This window comes from Streptomyces sp. P17 (assembly GCF_032436805.1).
In the GTDB taxonomy this organism is placed as follows: Bacteria; Actinomycetota; Actinomycetes; order Streptomycetales; family Streptomycetaceae; genus Streptomyces.
Genome location: NZ_JAVRBF010000009.1, coordinates 46,673 through 64,715, shown reverse-complemented (window position 1 = coordinate 64,715; position 18,043 = coordinate 46,673). Strand labels below are relative to the sequence as shown.

General features: G+C 69.4%; 21 protein-coding genes and 1 tRNA gene. 16 read left to right on the top strand and 6 right to left on the bottom strand.

Annotation, left to right across the window (positions count from 1 at the left end):
* Positions 1 to 113: 113 nt before the first annotated feature.
* Positions 114 to 929: an imidazole glycerol phosphate synthase subunit HisF gene (hisF, locus tag RMT89_RS07965; RefSeq protein WP_007492683.1), complete on the bottom strand. Its 816-nt coding sequence runs from the start codon at positions 927 to 929 to the stop codon at positions 114 to 116.
* Positions 917 to 1,561: an imidazole glycerol phosphate synthase subunit HisH gene (gene hisH / locus RMT89_RS07960; protein WP_007492684.1), complete on the bottom strand. Its 645-nt coding sequence runs from the start codon at positions 1,559 to 1,561 to the stop codon at positions 917 to 919. The genes hisF and hisH overlap by 13 nt, the downstream gene beginning before the upstream one ends.
* Before the next feature lie 558 nt (positions 1,562 to 2,119).
* Between hisH and RMT89_RS07955 the strand changes: the two genes are divergently transcribed.
* The 11 genes from RMT89_RS07955 to RMT89_RS07905 all read left to right on the top strand — a co-directional run bounded on the left by RMT89_RS07955 (position 2,120) and on the right by RMT89_RS07905 (position 9,907).
* Entirely contained in the window at positions 2,120 to 2,503 is a 384-nt protein-coding gene (locus RMT89_RS07955) for a hypothetical protein (RefSeq protein WP_007492687.1), read from the top strand.
* A gap of 36 nt (positions 2,504 to 2,539) precedes the next feature.
* Positions 2,540 to 2,755 (top strand): hypothetical protein, encoded by a 216-nt coding sequence (locus RMT89_RS07950; protein WP_007492689.1) that lies wholly within the window; start codon positions 2,540 to 2,542, stop codon positions 2,753 to 2,755.
* Positions 2,756 to 2,923: 168 nt separating this feature from the next.
* Positions 2,924 to 3,490 carry a hypothetical protein gene (locus RMT89_RS07945; RefSeq protein ID WP_043728862.1) on the top strand — a complete coding sequence of 189 codons (567 nt, stop codon included), beginning with the start codon at positions 2,924 to 2,926 and terminating at the stop codon, positions 3,488 to 3,490.
* Between the two features lie 430 nt (positions 3,491 to 3,920).
* Positions 3,921 to 4,265 (top strand): GFA family protein, encoded by a 345-nt coding sequence (locus RMT89_RS07940; protein ID WP_315883161.1) that lies wholly within the window; start codon positions 3,921 to 3,923, stop codon positions 4,263 to 4,265.
* 264 nt (positions 4,266 to 4,529) lie between these two features.
* The gene (locus tag RMT89_RS07935) at positions 4,530 to 5,474 is read left to right on the top strand and encodes an AAA family ATPase (RefSeq protein ID WP_007492695.1); all 945 of its coding nucleotides are present in this window, start codon (positions 4,530 to 4,532) and stop codon (positions 5,472 to 5,474) included.
* A gap of 150 nt (positions 5,475 to 5,624) precedes the next feature.
* Complete coding sequence (locus RMT89_RS07930; protein ID WP_007492697.1) at positions 5,625 to 6,317, top strand: hypothetical protein; 693 nt, start codon at positions 5,625 to 5,627, stop codon at positions 6,315 to 6,317.
* Positions 6,314 to 6,730, top strand: coding sequence for a hypothetical protein (locus RMT89_RS07925; RefSeq protein WP_007492699.1), 417 nt, complete (start codon positions 6,314 to 6,316; stop codon positions 6,728 to 6,730). The genes RMT89_RS07930 and RMT89_RS07925 overlap by 4 nt, the downstream gene beginning before the upstream one ends.
* 88 nt (positions 6,731 to 6,818) lie before the next feature.
* Positions 6,819 to 6,889: transfer RNA gene (locus RMT89_RS07920), tRNA-OTHER, on the top strand.
* Positions 6,890 to 6,960: 71 nt separating this feature from the next.
* Complete coding sequence (locus RMT89_RS07915; protein WP_007492701.1) at positions 6,961 to 7,452, top strand: hypothetical protein; 492 nt, start codon at positions 6,961 to 6,963, stop codon at positions 7,450 to 7,452.
* 55 nt (positions 7,453 to 7,507) lie between these two features.
* A complete protein-coding gene (locus RMT89_RS07910) occupies positions 7,508 to 8,797 on the top strand; it encodes a hypothetical protein (RefSeq protein ID WP_007492703.1) in 1,290 nt (429 codons plus the stop codon).
* Positions 8,798 to 8,926: 129 nt separating this feature from the next.
* Positions 8,927 to 9,907: a DUF6884 domain-containing protein gene (locus RMT89_RS07905; RefSeq protein ID WP_007492705.1), complete on the top strand. Its 981-nt coding sequence runs from the start codon at positions 8,927 to 8,929 to the stop codon at positions 9,905 to 9,907.
* A 208-nt stretch (positions 9,908 to 10,115) separates the two neighbouring features.
* Here RMT89_RS07905 and RMT89_RS07900 read toward each other — a convergent pair whose 3' ends face one another.
* A complete protein-coding gene (locus RMT89_RS07900; protein WP_043728922.1) occupies positions 10,116 to 11,105 on the bottom strand; it encodes an ATP-dependent DNA ligase in 990 nt (329 codons plus the stop codon).
* Between the two features lie 129 nt (positions 11,106 to 11,234).
* On the opposite strand from RMT89_RS07900, the gene RMT89_RS07895 reads away from it, so the two are divergent.
* Positions 11,235 to 11,492 (top strand): hypothetical protein, encoded by a 258-nt coding sequence (locus RMT89_RS07895; protein ID WP_139063533.1) that lies wholly within the window; start codon positions 11,235 to 11,237, stop codon positions 11,490 to 11,492.
* On the opposite strand, the gene mihF is transcribed toward RMT89_RS07895, so the two are convergent.
* The 3 genes from mihF to RMT89_RS07880 form a co-directional block, all read right to left on the bottom strand.
* Positions 11,447 to 11,764, bottom strand: coding sequence for an integration host factor, actinobacterial type (gene mihF / locus RMT89_RS07890; protein ID WP_007492712.1), 318 nt, complete (start codon positions 11,762 to 11,764; stop codon positions 11,447 to 11,449). The genes RMT89_RS07895 and mihF overlap by 46 nt on opposite strands.
* A 124-nt stretch (positions 11,765 to 11,888) precedes the next feature.
* Positions 11,889 to 12,095: a hypothetical protein gene (locus RMT89_RS07885; protein WP_139063534.1), complete on the bottom strand. Its 207-nt coding sequence runs from the start codon at positions 12,093 to 12,095 to the stop codon at positions 11,889 to 11,891.
* 102 nt (positions 12,096 to 12,197) lie between these two features.
* Positions 12,198 to 12,950 (bottom strand): tryptophan synthase subunit alpha, encoded by a 753-nt coding sequence (locus tag RMT89_RS07880; protein ID WP_007492713.1) that lies wholly within the window; start codon positions 12,948 to 12,950, stop codon positions 12,198 to 12,200.
* An 87-nt stretch (positions 12,951 to 13,037) separates the two neighbouring features.
* Here RMT89_RS07880 and RMT89_RS07875 point away from each other — a divergent pair, with 87 nt between their 5' ends.
* The 4 genes from RMT89_RS07875 (at position 13,038) to RMT89_RS07860 (ending at position 17,959) form a co-directional block, all read left to right on the top strand.
* Positions 13,038 to 14,195 (top strand): tyrosine-type recombinase/integrase, encoded by a 1,158-nt coding sequence (locus RMT89_RS07875; RefSeq protein WP_315883160.1) that lies wholly within the window; start codon positions 13,038 to 13,040, stop codon positions 14,193 to 14,195.
* Positions 14,192 to 16,804 carry a tyrosine-type recombinase/integrase gene (locus tag RMT89_RS07870; protein WP_007492717.1) on the top strand — a complete coding sequence of 871 codons (2,613 nt, stop codon included), beginning with the start codon at positions 14,192 to 14,194 and terminating at the stop codon, positions 16,802 to 16,804. Before RMT89_RS07875 ends, RMT89_RS07870 begins: the two co-directional genes overlap by 4 nt.
* A 9-nt stretch (positions 16,805 to 16,813) precedes the next feature.
* A complete protein-coding gene (locus RMT89_RS07865; protein ID WP_007492720.1) occupies positions 16,814 to 17,398 on the top strand; it encodes a DUF6262 family protein in 585 nt (194 codons plus the stop codon).
* An 87-nt stretch (positions 17,399 to 17,485) separates the two neighbouring features.
* Positions 17,486 to 17,959 carry an ATP-binding protein gene (locus RMT89_RS07860; RefSeq protein ID WP_007492721.1) on the top strand — a complete coding sequence of 158 codons (474 nt, stop codon included), beginning with the start codon at positions 17,486 to 17,488 and terminating at the stop codon, positions 17,957 to 17,959.
* Positions 17,960 to 18,043: the final 84 nt, after the last annotated feature.

Here is an 18,043-nt window from a genome sequence, read left to right as displayed (position 1 = left end):
CCTGAACCACCGCACGCCCGGCCCGCCCGGGACGGCCGTGCGCGCCGGAAAACGAAGCCGGGCCCAGCCGCGTTCCGCGGCTGGGCCCGGCTTCGTTCCGGGAGGGAGCTTGCTCAGGTAAGGCGGACAGGGAGCCCGTACCGCTTGGCGAGCTCGGCCTTGATCTCCCCGACCGGGACGGTGCGCTCCATGCGCGGCGAGTACAGCAGCGAGCTGACGATCGCCGCCGACGCGCCCGCCTCGGTGAACGCCGCCGCCGCATGCTCGGCGGAACCGGCGCCGCCGGAGGCGATCACCGGCAGGTTGACCGCCTCGGCGATCGCCCGGGTGATCTCCAGGTCGTAGCCCTCGTGAGTGCCGTCCTGGTCGATGGAATTGACGCAGATCTCCCCCGCGCCGAGCTCCTCGCCCCGCCGCGCCCACGCGATGGCGTCTAGGCCGGTGGCTTGCCGGGCGCCATCGATGAACACCTCGTACCCGCTGGGGATTTCGGGCGCCGTCGGGACACGCTTGACCTGCATGGACTGCACGATGCACTGGCGGCCGAACTCGGCCGACCCCTCGGTGATGATCGAGGGATTGCGCACCGCCATCGAGTCCAGGCTGATCTTCTCCGCACCGGCGGCCAACACGGCGTGCATGTCCTCAAGTGAACGGATCCCGCCGCCCACCGTCAGCGGCACGAACACGGTCTCGGCGACCTTACGGATCGTGTTCAGGTCCGCCTGGCGGCGCTGGGCGCTCGCAAGGATGTCGTAGAAGATGATCTCGTCGATGCCGTCCGCGTACACCGACGCGGCGACCTCGGCGGCGTCTCCGACGTCGATGTTGTCCTCGAAGCGGCGAGCCTTGGTGACCCTGCCGTCGATGATGTCGAAGCAAGCGATCAGTCGGGTGGTCAGCCCCGTCGTGGTGGTCAGGCCGGGCACAGCTCCTCCTGCGGGGTCTTGGCGAACCGCTCGAGGAGATCCAGCCCCAGCGGGCCGGACTTCTCGGTGTGGAACTGCGTGGCCATGATGTTGCCGCGCGCGACAGCAGAGGTGAAGGGCAGGCCGTACTCCGTGGTCGCCGCAATGTCCCCGGCGTCCGCGGGGTCGGCGTAATAGCTGTTCACAAAGTAGAAGTGGCCCGCTTCCGGCAGGCCGGCCAGGAAGGGATGGGCCGAGGTGCGGTGCACCTGGTTCCAGCCCATCTGCGGCACCCGTACGTCGGCGCCGTCGAAGGCCCGTACGGTCCCGGGCAACCAACCCAGGCAGGTCGCGTTCTGTTCCTCGCTGGTCTCGAAGAGGACCTGCAGGCCCACGCAGATGCCCAGGAACGGGGTGCGGCCTTCGATTACCCGGGCGTAAAGCGCCTCGGGCCATCCGGCTTCGGACAGGTAGGTCATCGTGGTTCCGGCTGATCCGACACCCGGGAGGATGATCCGGTCGATGCCATCCAAATCCGATGGTGAGGTGAGCAGACGGTTCGGCACACCGAGGAAGTTCAACGCGTGAACCACGCTCTGGCTGTTTCCGGTGCGGTAGTCGATCACGCCGACCACGGGTCGGTCGTCCTGCATGAACGCCTCAATCTAAGGGCCGCCGAGAGCGCCCCGGTTGAAGTAGCTGGCCGCCGTCACACACAGACGGCAAAGGTCACTATGAGTATATCGGTGACGACTAGCCGCTGCCGTGGTTTCACCTGAGCTCTACGAGTCAGCGTGCTTGAACTCTTAGCGTCCCCCTTCCCCAAGCCGCCCCCTCTCGAGGGCGTCAGCTGACGAGCTGCTCTGGGTGTCCAGCACCTGGGGCAGCACCTGCTAACGCCTCGTACTCGGACCGCAGTTCGGGCCCTTCTGCGAGACCGACGCCGACCTCTCCGTCGCCTTCGCCAGCCAGGCAGCTCACGACAGCACCACCGACCAGCTGCCCGCCCGCCAACGCCGCGGTGCCGTCCGGGACACCCGCAGCATCGGCCTGCCCACCACGCTCCGCAACGACCGCACCGCAACCCGACCGACTCTTAAGGCTTGCGCTCACGTCGCGTCACCTATAGAGTCTTAAGAGTCACATCTTGCTAGAGTTCGCGGAGGACCTTCACGACGGCCGCCGCTCCTCGCCCCTGGAGAGCCGTATCGATGAGCACCGAGATCAAAATCAGCGAGTACAGCCGGGCCGCCGACCAGGCCCTCACTCAGACCCGCGCCTGGGAGACCCTGGCGGCGTACGCCACCCAGACCCCGGACCTCGCCGACGCCTTGGCGGCCATCGACCTCACGGATCTCGACGGTTCCCTCGACGGCACCGCCATCGAGCTCGGCCTGAGCGAAGCACGCAAGGAGTTCGAGCGCAACCAGGCTCTGGCGGAGGTCGAGACGCGCCGCCTGGCAACCGGCGTCGCGCCAAACGGCCGCTGTACGTGCGGTCACCTCGGCCCCGTCCACGCCCGCCGGGTCGTCGACGGCCGACTCCCCTGCGGCATCGCCGGCTGTCGCTGCGAAGACCTCACCTTCGGCTCCTGACCACCGAACTACGAACGTGAAGGAGGCAGGACCGTCATGACGAACAGCCTGGCGCGGATGATCGCACGCGAGGATGCGCTGGAGGAGGCGGGAATGCCGGCCGACGAGCGGACCACCTGCTACGCCCACAAGGCCTGGGCCTTCGAGTGCGCCGACCAGCACCTGCCGCTTACCGCTGGGCGAGTGCTCGCGGCGCTGCGCGAGGTCGACCGCGTCCGGTGGCACGCTGCCGGCGCCAGGCGCCGGCCGTAGCGGACCAGCGCTCGGCCAGGCCAGTCCCCGCCCCGTCGGCGGAGACGTTCAGCCGGGGCCCCAGCCGGCCACCAGGCCGAGTCGGCCTCGGCCCCGCCGGGAACGAAGGCCCCACAGTCTGTCGTATCCTCGACCCGACGCAAGCTATAAGAGACAGGATTGTTAGAGATGAGTAGCACGGACGACGTAGACGTTATCGACCTGACCAAGCGGACAGAACCGCTGAGCCTGAGCGAGATCAGTCGAGCGCTAGGGATGAAGTCGCGCACAGCCGCGCAGAAGTGGCACAAGCCGCCGGCGCAGAAGGCGATGGAGGGCAAGCCGCCGGCCAACAAGCCGGCTCTGCACGTGGTTGCCGAAGCGCTGGGGATCGACCTAGGCGACGACATCCTGGTGACTTCAGCGCCGCGTTTCCCGGTGGAGGTCGTTCTGGCTCTGGGCAAGGCCCTGGGCTACCTCGACCGCTCCGGCCGCATCGTCGAGGAGATCGCGAACAAGGGCCGCGGCCGCTGGCTACCGGTCGAACCGACGATCGACCCTGCTTCAGGCCGGCGCCGGGTCTACACCAACCACCTGGCCGCGAAGCTGGGCGTCAAGAACTCGTCGATCGAAATGGCTCTCCACCGGGGCCACTTCACAGACTCGGACGGGACAGATGAGATCGGCCGCGTTTTCTGGTGGGTGCCAACGGCCAACAAGATCCTCAAGGACAAGAACATCGGGGATCGGTTCTGAGTACCAGCTCGAGCGCGCCGACGCCCTGAGGCGGAGGCGGAGCCGGGAGCAAGCATGCCGCACTCGGAGTGACAGGCCTGGCCGTCCGAGCCGCGGTCAGCGCCACCTACCGCCCTCCACGAACCGCCTGGATACACCTCCCCTCGGTCGGAAGAGAATCAAGACGGACGCCCGTCCCGGAGCACCCGGGACGGGCGCCGGCATTCTCGCCGGAAAGTCGCCGGAGCGCCGAACCGTTCACCGCGAGGAGTGAACATGCTCCCGTTTGAGGGGCCGTGATTCCCGAACGCCAGCCCTGTCCTCCCGCCCCGTAGCACACTTGCGCTCCCAACTTCCGTGCTAAGCCGAGGGAGATGTTCGAATGTCGAGGCCGACCACCAGGTCTGAACGACGGACTGGCCGTTGCCAGTGCGGCGACATCGCTTACGCGGTGGCCGGCGACCCGCACGACCCCCACCTGTGTTCCTGCGAGCACTGCACGCGAATCTCCGGCTCGCCAGCGGTGGCGTGGGTCGGATTCCGCGTCGAGGACCTGACCTGGACAGGCCCCGCCGGCGAGCCGACGTGGTTCGCGACCTGGCCGACCCTGCGCCGGGGCTTCTGGCCGCGCTGCGGGACGCACCTCGTTTCCGTCGCCGACGGTTCGGAAATGATCATGGTGACGATCTTCAGTCTCACCGAGTCGACCGGCCTGGATCCCGTGGGACACAGCTTCCGCGACGCCGCCGTGCCATGGATGGCCGTCACGCTGGCCCCCGACCCGCTTGGCCAGTAGCACCACGGGAACGGAGGCCGGCGGATGACCGTCCCGTCCGCACGGCCCGGCGACACCCTCCGGTGCGATCGCGAACATCACTTCACCTCACGTGCAGCACGTAGAGATAAGCGCCTCACGCCCATCCTGAGCTGCGAAAACACCGAAAGCATGGTATAGTCTTAAGAGTCAAAGGGCGTTGGTCCCGACACCGGTCGCGACTGGACATCATGTGCCGGTGCCGGGACTCGCTGAACACTCAACCGACTGGTTCCCGGAGGAACCTTGACGGATACCATCACCCATCCGGCGGCCGAGTCGTCCGCCCCGCACCCTAGCCGCAACGAACGCTTCCAGTTCACCACCGCTGTGCGCCAGCAGCGCCCGGCACGAATCCTCCTCGACGGTCCGCCCGGAGCGGGCACCACCTACACCGCCCTGGCCCTGGCCACCTCGATCGGCAAGCGGGTCGCCGTCATCGACACCCAGCGTGGCCGGGTGAGCGCCTACGCGGACACCTTCCCCTTCGACGCGTGCCCGCCTCTGAGCTACTACTCCCCCGAGACCCTGGTCACGGCCCTGGCTCATTGCGCCGACCAGCGCTACGACACCGTCGTGGTCTCGACCGCCTCACCCTTCTGGAGCGGGGCGGGCGGAGTACGCGAACAGGCCGACCGCGCCTCCAAGAGAGCCTCATCCGGCAGCACTTGGAGCGGCTGGCGCGAGGTACGCCCGATCGAGCAGAACATGCTCGACGCACTGCTCGGATACCCCGGCCACGTCGTGGCCACCGTCCGGGACAAGCTCGACTACGTCGCTGAGGTCGACGAGTCCGGCCGGGTCCACCGCAGGATCGTCGGCCTGGCTCCGGTCGCCCGCGAAGGCATGGAGTACGACTTCGACCTCGTCGCCACGATGGACCACACCCACACCCTCGTGGTCGTCAAGGCCCCCACGGACGACCTGTCCGGCGCCGTCGAGACCAAGCCCGGCGCACGGTTCGCCGCCCGCATCACGGACTGGCTCAGCCAGGGCGAGGCCTTCGAGCCGCCGTTCGACCTCGCCGCCGAAGCCCTCCAGGCGGACCTGACGTTCGAGGAACTCGGCGACCTGATGCACCGCGTACGCCTGCGCCAGGCAGAGGGGCACCCGCTGCTGCTGCCCAACGGCGTCGGCATCACCCTGGGCGCTCACATCACCAAGCGCGGCAACGAACTGCGCCGGGACTGAGACCACCGCTCAGACCCCTCTCCTCCCGCTCGGGCGCCGCGCAGCCCCGTGCTGCCCGCGCCCGAGCGGCCATCCCGAACTCTCCCTGTCCACACGGCGGTCCGGCCTGCCCATTTCCGGGCCGGACCCGCCGCGCCCTGAAAGGCCCCGATGCCGCAGACCCTTCACCGGGACGACCCGCTCGTCCGCCTCCTCTCCACCTACCGCTCCATGTCGGATCGGCACAAGGCCGCCCTGGACCGCTACCTCGACGCAGACGGAGATATCGACGACGACCACCGTCGCGCCTACAGCAGGCGCGACCGCACCGCCGCCCTGGAGGCCCGCGACCTCCTGGAGCAGGCCATGGAATTGCTGACCGGACGCTTCACGCTCCCTGACGGCATGACCGTGACCGTCCCCGGCAGCAACCACTCCACCTACGCCGTGACCACGGGCCGCCTCGACGATCGCGCCCGAGCGGCCTTCCTGCACGGCCAGTGCCACGCGTTCGCCCGCGCTCTGTGCGACGAGACGGGATGGGAGATGGCCGTCATCCTCTCCGACTCGTGCAGCCTCGATCCCGACCTGTGCGGCACGAACGTGGCCCGCGACGTGTGCGGATGCCAGTTGGAACACCTCGTCGCCGTACGCCCCGACGGTGCCCACGTCGACATCACCGGGGCCCATCTGCCCGGCACGCTTCCGGACTTCGAAGATCAGGAGAGCATCGCGGTCACCGACACCGTGTGGTCCTCCATCCTTCGCTCCCCCTTCTGGCGCCGACCGGCAATCGACGTCGCCCGCACTCTCGTCGCCCCGCTGCTGGCGAGCCTGGATGGCCGGACGGAGGTGAGCGCGTGACCTGGCTGCGTACGACGGCACGCGTCGCGACGGACGGCGCAGCCCGCCTCCTGGTCCGGTGGACCGACACCGTGACGTCCCGCTCGACCGTCCCCAACCCGGTGGTCGCGGTCCGCGCCGTTCAGCTGCTGCTCGCCGAGACGGGAGGCGGCGACTTCTACGAGGCCGTCCAGGAGAGGCTGACGGCACTCGGCTTCCCGCCGCTGGGCTGCGATGGCTGCAACGACCACCCGTGCACCTGCGACGCGGACGCCCTGGCTGAGCTGGTCGAAGCCCTCGGACCGCTCGGCGTGCGCGGCCTCGCCCGGTCGGCCGTCGAGTTGTTCGGCACCTACGGCGACCCGCACGACGTTCTCAGCACCACGCAGGTAGACCAGTTGTGCGCGGCCGCCGATCTCTTCAACACCGAGTGACTCTTAAAACTTGCACCGACCGTTACCCCTGATGTAGTGTCTTAAGAGTCACCTCGTAATGCTGGTCTCTCCCTGAGACCAGCGGGGTGCGTCCGTAACTCAACTGCGGAGAGCCCGGCCGCAAAGCCGGAGACGCGGGATGGATACCCGCCGGACGCACCCCTCCCCCTCCACCCAGGCACGCCCACCACGCCGTGCCCTGCCCATGCCCCCGTACTGACAGGACCTCTGTGCCCACGATCGAAGTCGCCACCCTCCTCGACCACTCCGACGCAGCCGGCCGCCCGGCGATCCTCAAGGCCGCCGTCGCGGCCGGCGTGCTGTGGAAGTGCCGGGAGACCACCTGCAGCCGTCACAACGACCGGGGCGAGGAGCTCTGCCGGGGATGCGGCCGCAACCGCAAGGGACACCCCCTGTCCGACGCACAGCCCGGCCTCTACTGCGCCCCGGACGAAATCTGGGAACGGCTGCGCGAAGAAGTCAGGGACCACTTCCTCACCCAGGCGATCACGCCGCTGCCGGACGCGGTCACCTTCCGTTGGCAGAGCGCGGACCACGCCTCGACCTGGTCGCTCACGGACTTGGTCCTGCACCACGGCGGCCGCCAGGAGCCCTACCGCACCGACCTCCAGGGCACCGAGATCGAGGAGTCGCTGGAGGAGGTCGCCCTCGCCGTCGAGCCGAGCTACCTCGAAGACCTCCGCATCACCCTCCAGCCCTGACCCACCCCGCCGACCGCCGGCGCACCGACGCCCGAGACTCTGAAGGAGGACCACGATGCCCGGGCCCGCCCACGCCACACCGCTGCCGTTCCATCTCGCGCTCGGCCTGCCCGGGCGTCCTTCCGTGTCGGTGACGTCCGACGTGCTCGAGCACGGCCAGGTCCGTTACGTCGTGCGGGGCCGACGCCTCCACGGCACCTTGATCGTCGTACCCGAAACGCCCTACGGCGGACCGCTCGAACCGCGCACGGTACGCGTCCACTTCGGCGACGGCACCGACCAGGTCAAGGCGTTCACGCCCCGCCCGGACGAGCCCGTCGTCAACGGCGTCCGCATCCACGGCGCCACCGAGTCCATCAACCCCGCGACCGTCCAGCGCGCGCACTACTTCCTCGCCTCCCGCGCGGTCGTCCTGCGCAACGGCTATGAGAGCCGGCGTATCCCCGATGGGGCCCGCGCCGTGACCGAAGCCCTGGTCGTCGCCGTCGTACGCCACTGGCGACAGCGCCCCGACCGCAGCGACCTCATCCGCGCGGCCGTCCGCCATAGCGCCGACGCCCAGGCGGCGTACGAGCGGCTCAAAGTCCGCGCCCTGGAGGAGGAACTGGCCGGGGTCCGCGCCGATCGGGCAGGCGCCCGCCATCGCAGCCGCCAGTTGACCGGCCTGGTGCGGCGCCGCCAGCCGCCCGTCCAGGCTCCCCATGCCATCCCCGTACGGCTTCCGCTCGCCGCGAGCGACGGCACGGACATGGGCGCCCTGACTGTGCGGGAGCTCGAGGTCAACGTGCTCCCCGGCCGGGTGGTGTACGAGATCAGCGGCCCGCGCGTGGGACGCGGCCTGGTCACCCTCGGCCCGGACATCTGCGGCAGCTCCCCGCTGCCCGGAGGGCTCTATGCCTGCTGGGGCAGGCCCACGAACGCGGCCTGGTCCACCAAGGACCGCATCGGCATGCCCAAGGTCAACGGCGTCACCGTGCACGGCGGTTGGAGTCACAGCGGACGAACCGTGACCGCGACCTCCCCCGACACCTCCAAGGCCCAAGTGCCCGCCGGCCCCGGCCGGACCGTATCGGTCTCCCCCCTGACTCAGCGCCGTGCCGCAGCCGTGCTGCGCGCCCTCGCCGTCCACTTCACCTCCCGCCGCGACCTGGAGGCACTGCGCATCGCCGCCGGCAAGCAGAACGCCGAGCGCGCTCGCACCCGTGTCTCCGAGGAACTGGACCGCCTGCGCAGACGCGAAACGCAACTCACCCGCCGACTGCACCAACACCGCGCCCGTGAGGCCCACTTCACGGCCCTGCTCCCGCCCACGACCTCTCCCGCGGCACGCTCGCGCGCCGCCTGACTCCGCCACCGGCGGCCTCGGCGCCGCACCCGACCTGATCGCACACCGCTTACGACCGTTCCGCCCGAGCATGAGCGGACTCCCCCGGCCCGGGCGCCTCCCGCGCCCGAGCCCGACGAAAGGACTCTGTTGCCCCTCAGCCCCACCGGCGCCAAGATCCTCGCCTCGCACGAGAACGGCATCGTCACCGGTCACCCGGCTGCCCTGGACCGTCTCGAAGGCGACCGGCTGATCTGCCGTGCCAACGGCGTACGCGTGATGACGGAAGCCGGACGCCAGGCTTTGAGGGCCTGGCTGGACGAGCACGGGGAGCCGCCCCAGGACACGGCTCCTGGTCTGTTGCCGAAGCTGCCGCCCAAGCCCCACGAGGCGGTCATCACTGCCGCACGTCGTCCCGACCAGCTCGTCGCCGGCCGGGACGACGAGGCCTACCACCGCGGCGAGACGTGGTTCCGCACGCCGACGCTGAAGGTAGTCAACGCGGCGGGGTACGCCGACGTCCGCCCTGCATCGTGGAGAGCAGGGACCAGGACCTGGGAAGAGTCCGGAGCCTCCTTGTACCTGACCGAAGCCGGCCGCGAGTACGCACGCCAGCGCGGGAGCGTGAACGTGCGCCGTCGGCGCGTCGTCATCGTCCAGTGCGGGGACAAGAAGGCTGAGCCGAGCTGGGAGACGTACCACTACCGCGGCGTGATCCCCGCAGGCCAGTTGTACATCGGCCAGTACCACCGATCTCTGCGGCAGGCGGCGGACGCTCTGACCGACGTATCCCTCATCCGTATCCTGTCAGCGCTCCACGGAATCGTGACGCTTGCCCAGCCGCTGCCTCCGTACAACGTGAGGCTCGGCGATGAACGAGCCGTCACCGCCGAAAAGGTCGCCCTTCATACGGCGGCGCTGGGCACCGACGACGCTGACGTGATCTTTCTCGGCGCCCACAGCTACGCGGACCTGCTGCGCGTCTCTGTCCCCCACCTGTTCACCCCCCTCTCTGGAGGAATCGGTGAGCATCGCGGTCTGTGCAAGCGGGCTAGTGAGGACAGCGACCTCCGGGAGGCGTGGTGGGAAGAGGCCGCCAAGCTCTTCGACCGGCATCACCCCCAGCCGTAGCGGAACCTGCCTCTGCAGGGGCAGCTTGCCGTGTGCCAGAAGCCGCCATGGCCAGGAGGCGAGAGGAGCCCGAGGTACGCAACCACGGTCTGCTCGTCGTGATGCTTTGCCAAGAATGTCCGGGCCGCTGACCGCTCCACAGCACTGTGTCCCGGCGTGCGGCACGTTCTGCCCGCATGGAGACGGCACGCGCCCCCTTTGCCAGGGCTCACCGATCCATCAGCGGAATGTCATCGGGGACAAGATCGTCTCGCACGCGCTGGAAGACCACAGGGTGGCGGAACCGCCCCGCGTCGACGGCTGTGTCAGCGAGGAACTCCGCCACCAATTCTGGTCGCACAGGCTGGTGGTGCAGCTCAGTCTGTGTGCCCCACCCTGCGCTGAACCGGCGGCCTGTCCATGGGTGTTCGGGGCCGCCGAGGACGAGCCGCTGTGCGAGATCGCGTCGCATCGCGGTCGGCAGCGGAGTGGTCCGAGCGACCAGCCGTAGGCGGCCGTCGGTGTCATAGCGGCCCAGCAGCAGGGTGGTCGGGTTGTCGACGGGTCCGGTGACCGAGGCGATGATCGCTTCGGCCGTCGTGCGCGAACGCACCTTGACCCAGGCACGCTGGTCGAGCAGAACCGGCTGGGACTGTCCTTTGACGACCACGCCTTCGATGCCGACCGTGCCCCAGGAGGGGTCCAGCCAGTCCTGAGCCTGGCGCCGGTCCGTCGTAGCGGGGCACAAGGTGAACGGGGCTTTGAGCGTGTGGCGGGCGAAGAGGTCTTCGAGGTGGCCGCGCCGTCGGCTGTAAGGGAGCTCAAGCAGCTCGGCTCCCGCGATCTGGAGGACGTCGAAGACGATCAGGTGCGCAGGTTTCTCGCTGGCCGCCTGGATGGCTTTGCGGCCCCGCCGGCGAGCACGGTGCTGCAGTTCGATGAAGTCCAATCGACCTTCATGCGGCACCACTAGTTCACCGTCCAGGACCAGGTCCTCCGCGGCGACCGCGGCCGCTGCCTCGGCGATGTCGGGGAACGAGGCCGTCAGGTCTGCACCGCGGCGGGACTGCACCATCACCAGGCCGGGGCGGGCGAAGACGATGGCCCGGAATCCGTCGGGCTTCGGCTCGAAGGCGAGGCCGCCGGGCAGCGCGCCCTCCGGGGGCAGATCCCGCCGTGCTTCGGCCAGCATCGGCTTGATCGGAGGGGTCAGGGCCACGGGAACACACATACGGGATGTCCCGGCGGTGCGCGCTGCACGGCGGCCGAACGGGCGCGGGCCGATGGTGTGACGGCCCAGTCGAGGCTCCAGCCTTCGCGCCGGCTAAGCGAGCGCGCCGAGGGCGATGTGGACAGGGGCAGACAGGTCGACGATTCCAATCCTGTCCGCGAGGCTCGCAGCAGCGACAAGGAGGCCCCAAAAGACCGGCTGGTGCTCGGCGCGCACCAAGCCCCACAGAGCCAGTACGGCACCGGCAGCCCCGGCAATCAGGACGCCGCCCTCCACCACGTCGTGCTCCTCTCCTTCTACCCGGCCGTCGACACGCTGGGCGTTAGGGCTCAGGCCGTGGCGGCCTCGAACCTCTCCAGCAGCAGTTGCCTCTGACGGGCACCAAGCCCCTGGACCCGTCGGCTGGTGGCGATGTCGAGTTCGGACATGATCTGGCCGGCGCGGACCTTGCCGATGCCGGGGAGCGACTCCAGCAGGTTGCGCACAGGCGTCCGTCGGACGATAGCGCTGTCGCTCTCCAGCAGTTCTCGCAGGGTACGGCGGCCCTGCTTGAGTTCGGCAAGGACGAGGGCGCGCTCCTTACGCGAGGCTGCGGCCTTCTCCAGTGCGGCGGTCCGCTGTTCCGGCGTCAATGGGGGCAAAGGCATGGGCGGGTTCCTCTTTCATCGGCTGATCGGGTGGGTCATGCGGACAACGGATGGGGCTGCCGAGCCCGGGCTTCGTGCAATGCCCCATAGCCGGTCCGCTGCGCGTCCGGGGCATCCATGACGGTCATGGCCCTGAGCGCCGCGAGGGTCGGCGGCGGGCGGCTCGTTCGGCCTCCTCTTCCTCCCACACCTGGGCGTACTCGGCGGCAACAGCCGGGTCGGTGTAGGCCGGTTCGAGGAAGATGCGCTGAGGGTCGGGCTTGGGTGCGACGGGCTGACGGCGGCGGACTGCCGACGTCTCCACGCGGCGCGAGCGGATCGTGGGTGGCAAAGAGTCTCCTGTTGAGCGGCTTCGGAACGGTGGGGCTGGGCCGCTTGGCGAGTTCAGGTACGAGTCGGCTCGCCGGGGTGGTCGACCACCCGATGCCGACGCTCACCGTATGCCTACTGGCGTACCAAGATTGGTGCGGTGAGTGGGGCTGAGCGCCTCGGCGAACGCGCTGACGTGGTCAGCGGCGGCACGCAACCCGTGAGAGGAGCCGAGTTCCAGCAGCGGTCGTACGACGGGGGTCCCGATCACCACTCCACTGACCAGGCTCCGGACCTGCGCCGCCTTGTCGGGTGTGGAGATCCCGATGCCGGTGACCACCGGTGTAGGGCCGGCGGCGTGCAGCCGCTCGGTGAACGTGGTGAGTGCAGGGATGTCGAGCTGTCCGGTGTAGCCGGTGCGGGCGTCGGCGGCCGGCGCATACACCCACCCGGTCGCCGTGGCGGCGATGCGGTCCAGCTCTGCGTCGCTGGCCTGCCGCGAGACAAGTTGCGGAGTGTGGACACCAGCGGCGCGTGCGGCCGCCATCCACGGTCCGGCCTGTTCGGAGGGCAAGTCAACGATCATCGCTCCGGCGGCTCCAGCGGAGGCGAGGTCGCGGGCGAAGTGGGTTGGCCCCCAGTCGCGAACGGAGGCCCAGTACGCCATCACGACGACGGACGCCTCGGTCGTGGCCGCCACTCGGTTCACGGTCCGCAGAGCGTCGAGGACACCGGTGCCCTGGCGCAGCGCCTGCTGGTAGGCGGCCGTGATCAGAGGGCCGTCGAACAGGGGCTCGTGGTATTTACCGACCTGCCTGGGAGTCTCCGCATCACCCGTTTGGGTCGCCTGTTGAGCTGTCCCGGGTGCGTTAACCAACTGCGCCCGTAGTCTCCGGCACGTACTCGAAGAGCTTGGGGCGGGCGGGGAATGACGCATTCTGCCTTGGTGGTGGGGGACCTGCGTGTGCAGGTTCTGACGCGTGCGGGAGGGGTCCGGTCGTACACGATCGTGTGTGCTGACGGGTCCGTCCATGACGAGGCTGATGGCTTCCTCCGGTTGTACGAGGGGTCGGGGACGCAGAAGACGTACGCGTATTCCCTGGTGGACCACTTGCGGTGGTGCCGCCGGGAGAAGCTGACCGCCCAGACGGTGACTCTGCGGGACCTGCTGCGCTACATGGGGGCTGTCGGGGCGCAAGTGCCGATGCCGTGGGGGCAGCCCTGGCGCCTGCCGCCGAAGCGTCCGTACGGTGCGTCGGCACTGAAGGTCGCCGCGGCCTGCCTGAAGGGCTTCTACCTGCATGTCTGCACGGGCAGCGGCGTGAACGCCGAGCTGCGGTCGGCGCTGGCGGTGGAACGGCTGCCGACGAAGGTCGATCGCAGTCGGGCCTTCCTGGGGCACCTGATGAAGTCGATGCCCGCCAACCCGCTTGCGCCCGCCAACCGGCCGACGCGCCGGCACCCGAAGATGCTGCCGGACGGCACCAGGCAGAGCCTGCTGGAGTGCGTGAACACAGCGCGGGACGTCATGGTCGTGCAGTGGCTGTCGGACACCGCCATGCGCATCGGCGGTCTGACCGGCTTGCACCTGGTCGACCTGCACCTTCGGCAGAACGCGGCTTGCGGGGAGTGCCGGGACCCGCACGTGCACGTCTGCCATCGGGCGGGCAACCAGAACCGCGCGGCGGCCAAGATCAAGCCCGACTGGCAGATGGTCGACGGCGTGATCACCGGTGGTGAGATCTACCGAGCGAGCCCGGCGATGATCAGCCGCTACTTCACCTACATGACGACGGAGTACACCGGTGTCGCGGCCGGGCACGGCATGCTGCTGATCCAGCTGAGCGGGCCGCGGCGTGGCGAGCCCTGGTCCGCCGACGCAGCGCGCGGGGTGCTGCGCCGGGCCGGACGCCGAGCGGGCCTGCCGGGCCGCATCAAGCCCCAAGCGTTCCGGCACCAACTGACCAACGACGTGCTGGACGTGTCCAAGGACCCGATGGTGGCCAAGGAGGTCGGCAACTGGGCCTCGGCACGCATGGTGGACGAGGTCTACGGGCATCCCGACCTCCACTCGCCGGAGTTCTCGGCGGCCTTGCAGACGGTCTGGGGTGAAGAGGGGTGAGCGCCCCGGCCCTGGCCCTTGCTACGGACTCGACCGCCGGGACGCGCACCACGTCCGATCGGCTGGAGCTTCTCCAGGCCCTGATCGCCGGGCCGGCGTTCGACCCAGTACTGCGGCCTGACGTGATCCGGGTCCCGCGTGATCACCCTGTGTACGGCTGGCTGTGCGGGGTGCCGGACTGCGAGCGCAGCCGGGATACTTGGCGGGACTACTGCTGCGGCCACGCCGCGCAGTGGAGCCGGTTCCAGCAGGAGGGCCGCGACATCGTCGCCTTCTTGAAGGAGGCCGTGCCGCTCAAGCCCCGCGGTGGACGCCACCTCGGCAACTGCGTGTTCTGCCCCGAGGTGCCGGCCTATAGCGGCAACTCGCTGTGCTTCCTGCACTCCGCTGCCCTCGTGAAGTGGAGCGCGTTCCAGCGCCGGAAGGGCAGGCCGGACGACTACGAGCTCTGGGCTGCCCGGCAGGAGCCGTTTCCTCGTCTCGGTGACTGCCTGGTGCCCTCGTGCCCGGAGGGAGCCGGCCACTACATCGGCCTGTGTCCGTACCACTTTCTGCGCTACATCCGGGAGGGCCGGCCGGGAAACGCGAAAGCGGTCCACCAGCGCCCCCGCCGCGGCGTGCCCGCGACGTTCACGGTGAACTACGCCGACAAAGCTGTCTTCCGTCACTGGTGCGCAGAGGCGACGCCGGCCGGGCGCACGGACGGCGTGCTGTCGCTGCGGGGTCTGCGGCCGCTGGCCGGGGCCGAGTTCAAGTGGGTGCTGCACCGGCATGCCCAGGGGCCTGCTGAAGGGGCACGCTGGCCGATCAGCGTGGTGCAGCGGCTGGTCACCGAGTGCCAGCGACAGGAGATCAACTCCCTGGCCGACCTGGACCTGGACGTCACTCCGCAGCACCCGCGGACCATGGCCCGGGCGATGCTGCACCACCTGCGGCTCGTCTACTTCAGCCGCCAGGACACCAAGGAGGCCGGGTACATCGAGACGGACCACTACGGCATTCGGCTCGGCGGCCACTTGAGCTACTTCGACCTCACCTTGGTCAGCCAGCGCTGGCTGCGCGATCTGCTGTGGGACTGGATGGACATGCGGCTGACCACCGCCCCGCCCCGGGGCAAGACCGCCTTCACCCGACCGCGACGCGGGTGCGTCGAGCTGAGCGCCTACCTGGAAGCACACACCCCGAAGGGCGGCCACGACCCCACGCTGCTGCGCAAGGAGCACATGGTCGGCTTCGTCACCGATCAGCGGCACCGTGCCGAGCACGGACTGAAACCGCTGGGCGTCCACCACAAGGTCCAGCAGCGAGGCGGACCGGTCGATGTCACCAAGGTGCAGGTCGCCGGGATCTTCAGTGCCACCCGCCACGTGCTGCGAGCCGCCATGGACGCCGGCGAGACCGAACGCATCGGACTGGCACGGCAGTTCGTTGTGGCGCTGCCCAGCGGCGGGAACGTCCGCGGCAAGCGCCGCCGGCCGTTCTCCGACGAGGCGGCCCGCGCCCTGGCCGACGACGCCAACCTCACCCGCCTGGACAGCACGGACATCGACGACCGGGGCTTGCGCGACATCTGGGAGACGATCGTCGTCACCGGACGCCGGGCCAGTGAGGTCCTCACCCTCCGCTTGGACTGCATCGGCCGGTACAAGCAGCTGCCCCTGCTCTGGCACGACCAGACCAAGGTCGGGCAGCTCGACGAGGGAATCCGCATCTCGGAGCGGATCTACCAGCGCATCGAGGCACGACAGGCCAGGACCCGCGCCCGCTTCGCACAACGCCACGGCCGTCCGCCGACCCCGGCCGAGGAACTCGAACTGGCTCTCTTCCCGCGCCGTACGGCCAACCGGACCGGTGTGAAGAGCGTCAGCTACGGCTGGTTCCACACGCTCTTCCACGCCTGGGTTCTCACCCTGGACATCCCGCACACCGTCGCCCACCAGGCCCGGCACACCCTGGCCACGAACCTGCTCAAGGCAGGGGCGAACCTCTCGCAGATCAAGCGCTACCTCGGTCAGGTCTCCGACGCCATGGCCGAGCACTACGCCCACATCGCCAACACCGACCCGCGCCTCAGCGACGCGCTGCAAACCGTCTGGGTCAGCGGACCAGGCGCCCTCGAACCGGGCATCGTGCTGTCCGGCGGCGAACCCATGACCCGCCAGGAAGCCGAGGCCATGCTCGTCGACCTCACCCACCGCTCGACGCCGGCGGAAGGAGGCTTCTGCACCTTCCAGCCCGTCGTCGACGGAGGCGCCTGCCCCTGGAACCTCGACTGCCACAACTGCGACAAGTTCGTCATGACCGGCGCTGACCTCGTCTACTGGCACCGCAAACGCGAGCACTGGCGCATGCTCGCCGAGGGTGCACCCGACCCGGCCACCCGGGACTACCTGCACAAATACTTCGACCCCACCGCTCGCGCGATCGACGGGCTGGAGCGCGCCCTGGCCGCGGTGGGCCTCCTCGAAGAAGCCCTCAGCCTCGACCTTCGCCGTCCCCAGGACTACTACGGCCGCGTCTGGTCCGCCGCCTTCCGAGCCGGTGAGCTTGCCCACCAGCAGGACGAGTCCGACACCGAGCTCGACGACGGCAGCTCCCAGGCCGGCTGAACGAAGCCGATGACTTCCACGACCCCGCCCGCTGCTGCCATCGCCGCACGGCGCCGACAGACCCAGCGCAAGCTCGCCGACGTGCAGACCGCCATCGCCCAGCTCCGCCGCGAGAGCGAACGGCTCACCGTCACGGCCATCGCCCGTCGCGCCGCCGTCTCCAGCACCTTCCTCTATGAGAACCCCGAGGCCCGCGCCCTCTGCCAGAACGCGGTGGCCGCCACTCACACGCGACGCGCGCAACGCAGCACCGACGAGCACGACCGCATCGAGGCGACCTGGCGCGAACGCGCCCTCAACGCCGAGGAGGGCCTGACCCAGGCGCACAACGAGATCAGGTCCCAACGCACCCGCGTCGGGGAGCTCATGGGCCAGCTCCGCGACACGGAAACGGCCACCGGCAGCGGCGAATCGGTCCAGGCCGTGGTCACCGAGAACGCCACCCTGAAGCGCCGCATCCGCCAGCTGACACAAGAGCACCGGGCTCTTCAGGAACGACTCGAAGGCTGCCGCGCCAACCTCAGACACGCGGAGACCCGCATCGGCGACCTCGAAGCCGAGCTCGCTGAGCGAGCCCAGCACGGTCGGGCTTGAGTCGAAGTGGGAGACGATGCGTGCGATCAGGTTTCGGGGGTAAACGGGCTGGGCAATGTGGTGCGCTTCGGAAGTGAGGCCGGCTGGATGGACCTGGCTGGAGAGGGAGAGGGCCAGCGGTCGCTGGACAGCACCCTCATATCCGTCTCGGCCGCCTTCGAAGGAAGCGAGGAAATCGCCGAGGCCCGCGATCTGGCCCGATCGTTCCTGACCGAGGTCCAGGCCGTGCACGGGCTCCCGGTCTCCGGCCGAGCCATGGGCATGGTGCAGTTGGTCGTGAGTGAGCTGGTCACCAACGCCCGCAAGTACGCACCCGGCCCCTGCCTGCTCACCCTGGAGGTCGAAGACGGCGCCGTCCAGGTGCACGTGTGGGACAGCAGCACGACCCTGCCGGCCATTCTGCCGGCCGACCCGGGCCGAGTCGGCCAGCACGGACTCGAAATCGTCATGGCGGTCTGCCAGAGCTTCGCCATCGACCGCAAGCCGGTCGGCAAACGCATCACCGCGGCGGTGGTCCTAGCCGACGACCCGGCCGGAGACGTAGCCGGCCGCCAGCCGTGACGGCCAGGCTGGCCACATCGTGTCCTCACGGACGTATGCGCCGTTGACCGCGGTGACCGAAAGCGTGTACCTCATGCGGCGGCT

Excerpts from the sequence above, each read along its gene's own strand:
- RMT89_RS07910 (WP_007492703.1), top strand. The coding sequence starts at position 7,508 with ATGCCCGGGCCCGCCCACGCCACACCGCTGCCGTTCCATCTCGCGCTC.
- mihF (WP_007492712.1), bottom strand. The coding sequence starts at position 11,764 with ATGCCTTTGCCCCCATTGACGCCGGAACAGCGGACCGCCGCACTGGAG.
- RMT89_RS07945 (WP_043728862.1), top strand. The coding sequence starts at position 2,924 with ATGAGTAGCACGGACGACGTAGACGTTATCGACCTGACCAAGCGGACA.
- RMT89_RS07955 (WP_007492687.1), top strand. The coding sequence starts at position 2,120 with ATGAGCACCGAGATCAAAATCAGCGAGTACAGCCGGGCCGCCGACCAG.
- RMT89_RS07930 (WP_007492697.1), top strand. The coding sequence starts at position 5,625 with ATGCCGCAGACCCTTCACCGGGACGACCCGCTCGTCCGCCTCCTCTCC.
- RMT89_RS07950 (WP_007492689.1), top strand. The coding sequence starts at position 2,540 with ATGACGAACAGCCTGGCGCGGATGATCGCACGCGAGGATGCGCTGGAG.
- RMT89_RS07860 (WP_007492721.1), top strand. The coding sequence starts at position 17,486 with ATGGACCTGGCTGGAGAGGGAGAGGGCCAGCGGTCGCTGGACAGCACC.
- RMT89_RS07865 (WP_007492720.1), top strand. The coding sequence starts at position 16,814 with ATGACTTCCACGACCCCGCCCGCTGCTGCCATCGCCGCACGGCGCCGA.
- hisH (WP_007492684.1), bottom strand. The coding sequence starts at position 1,561 with ATGCAGGACGACCGACCCGTGGTCGGCGTGATCGACTACCGCACCGGA.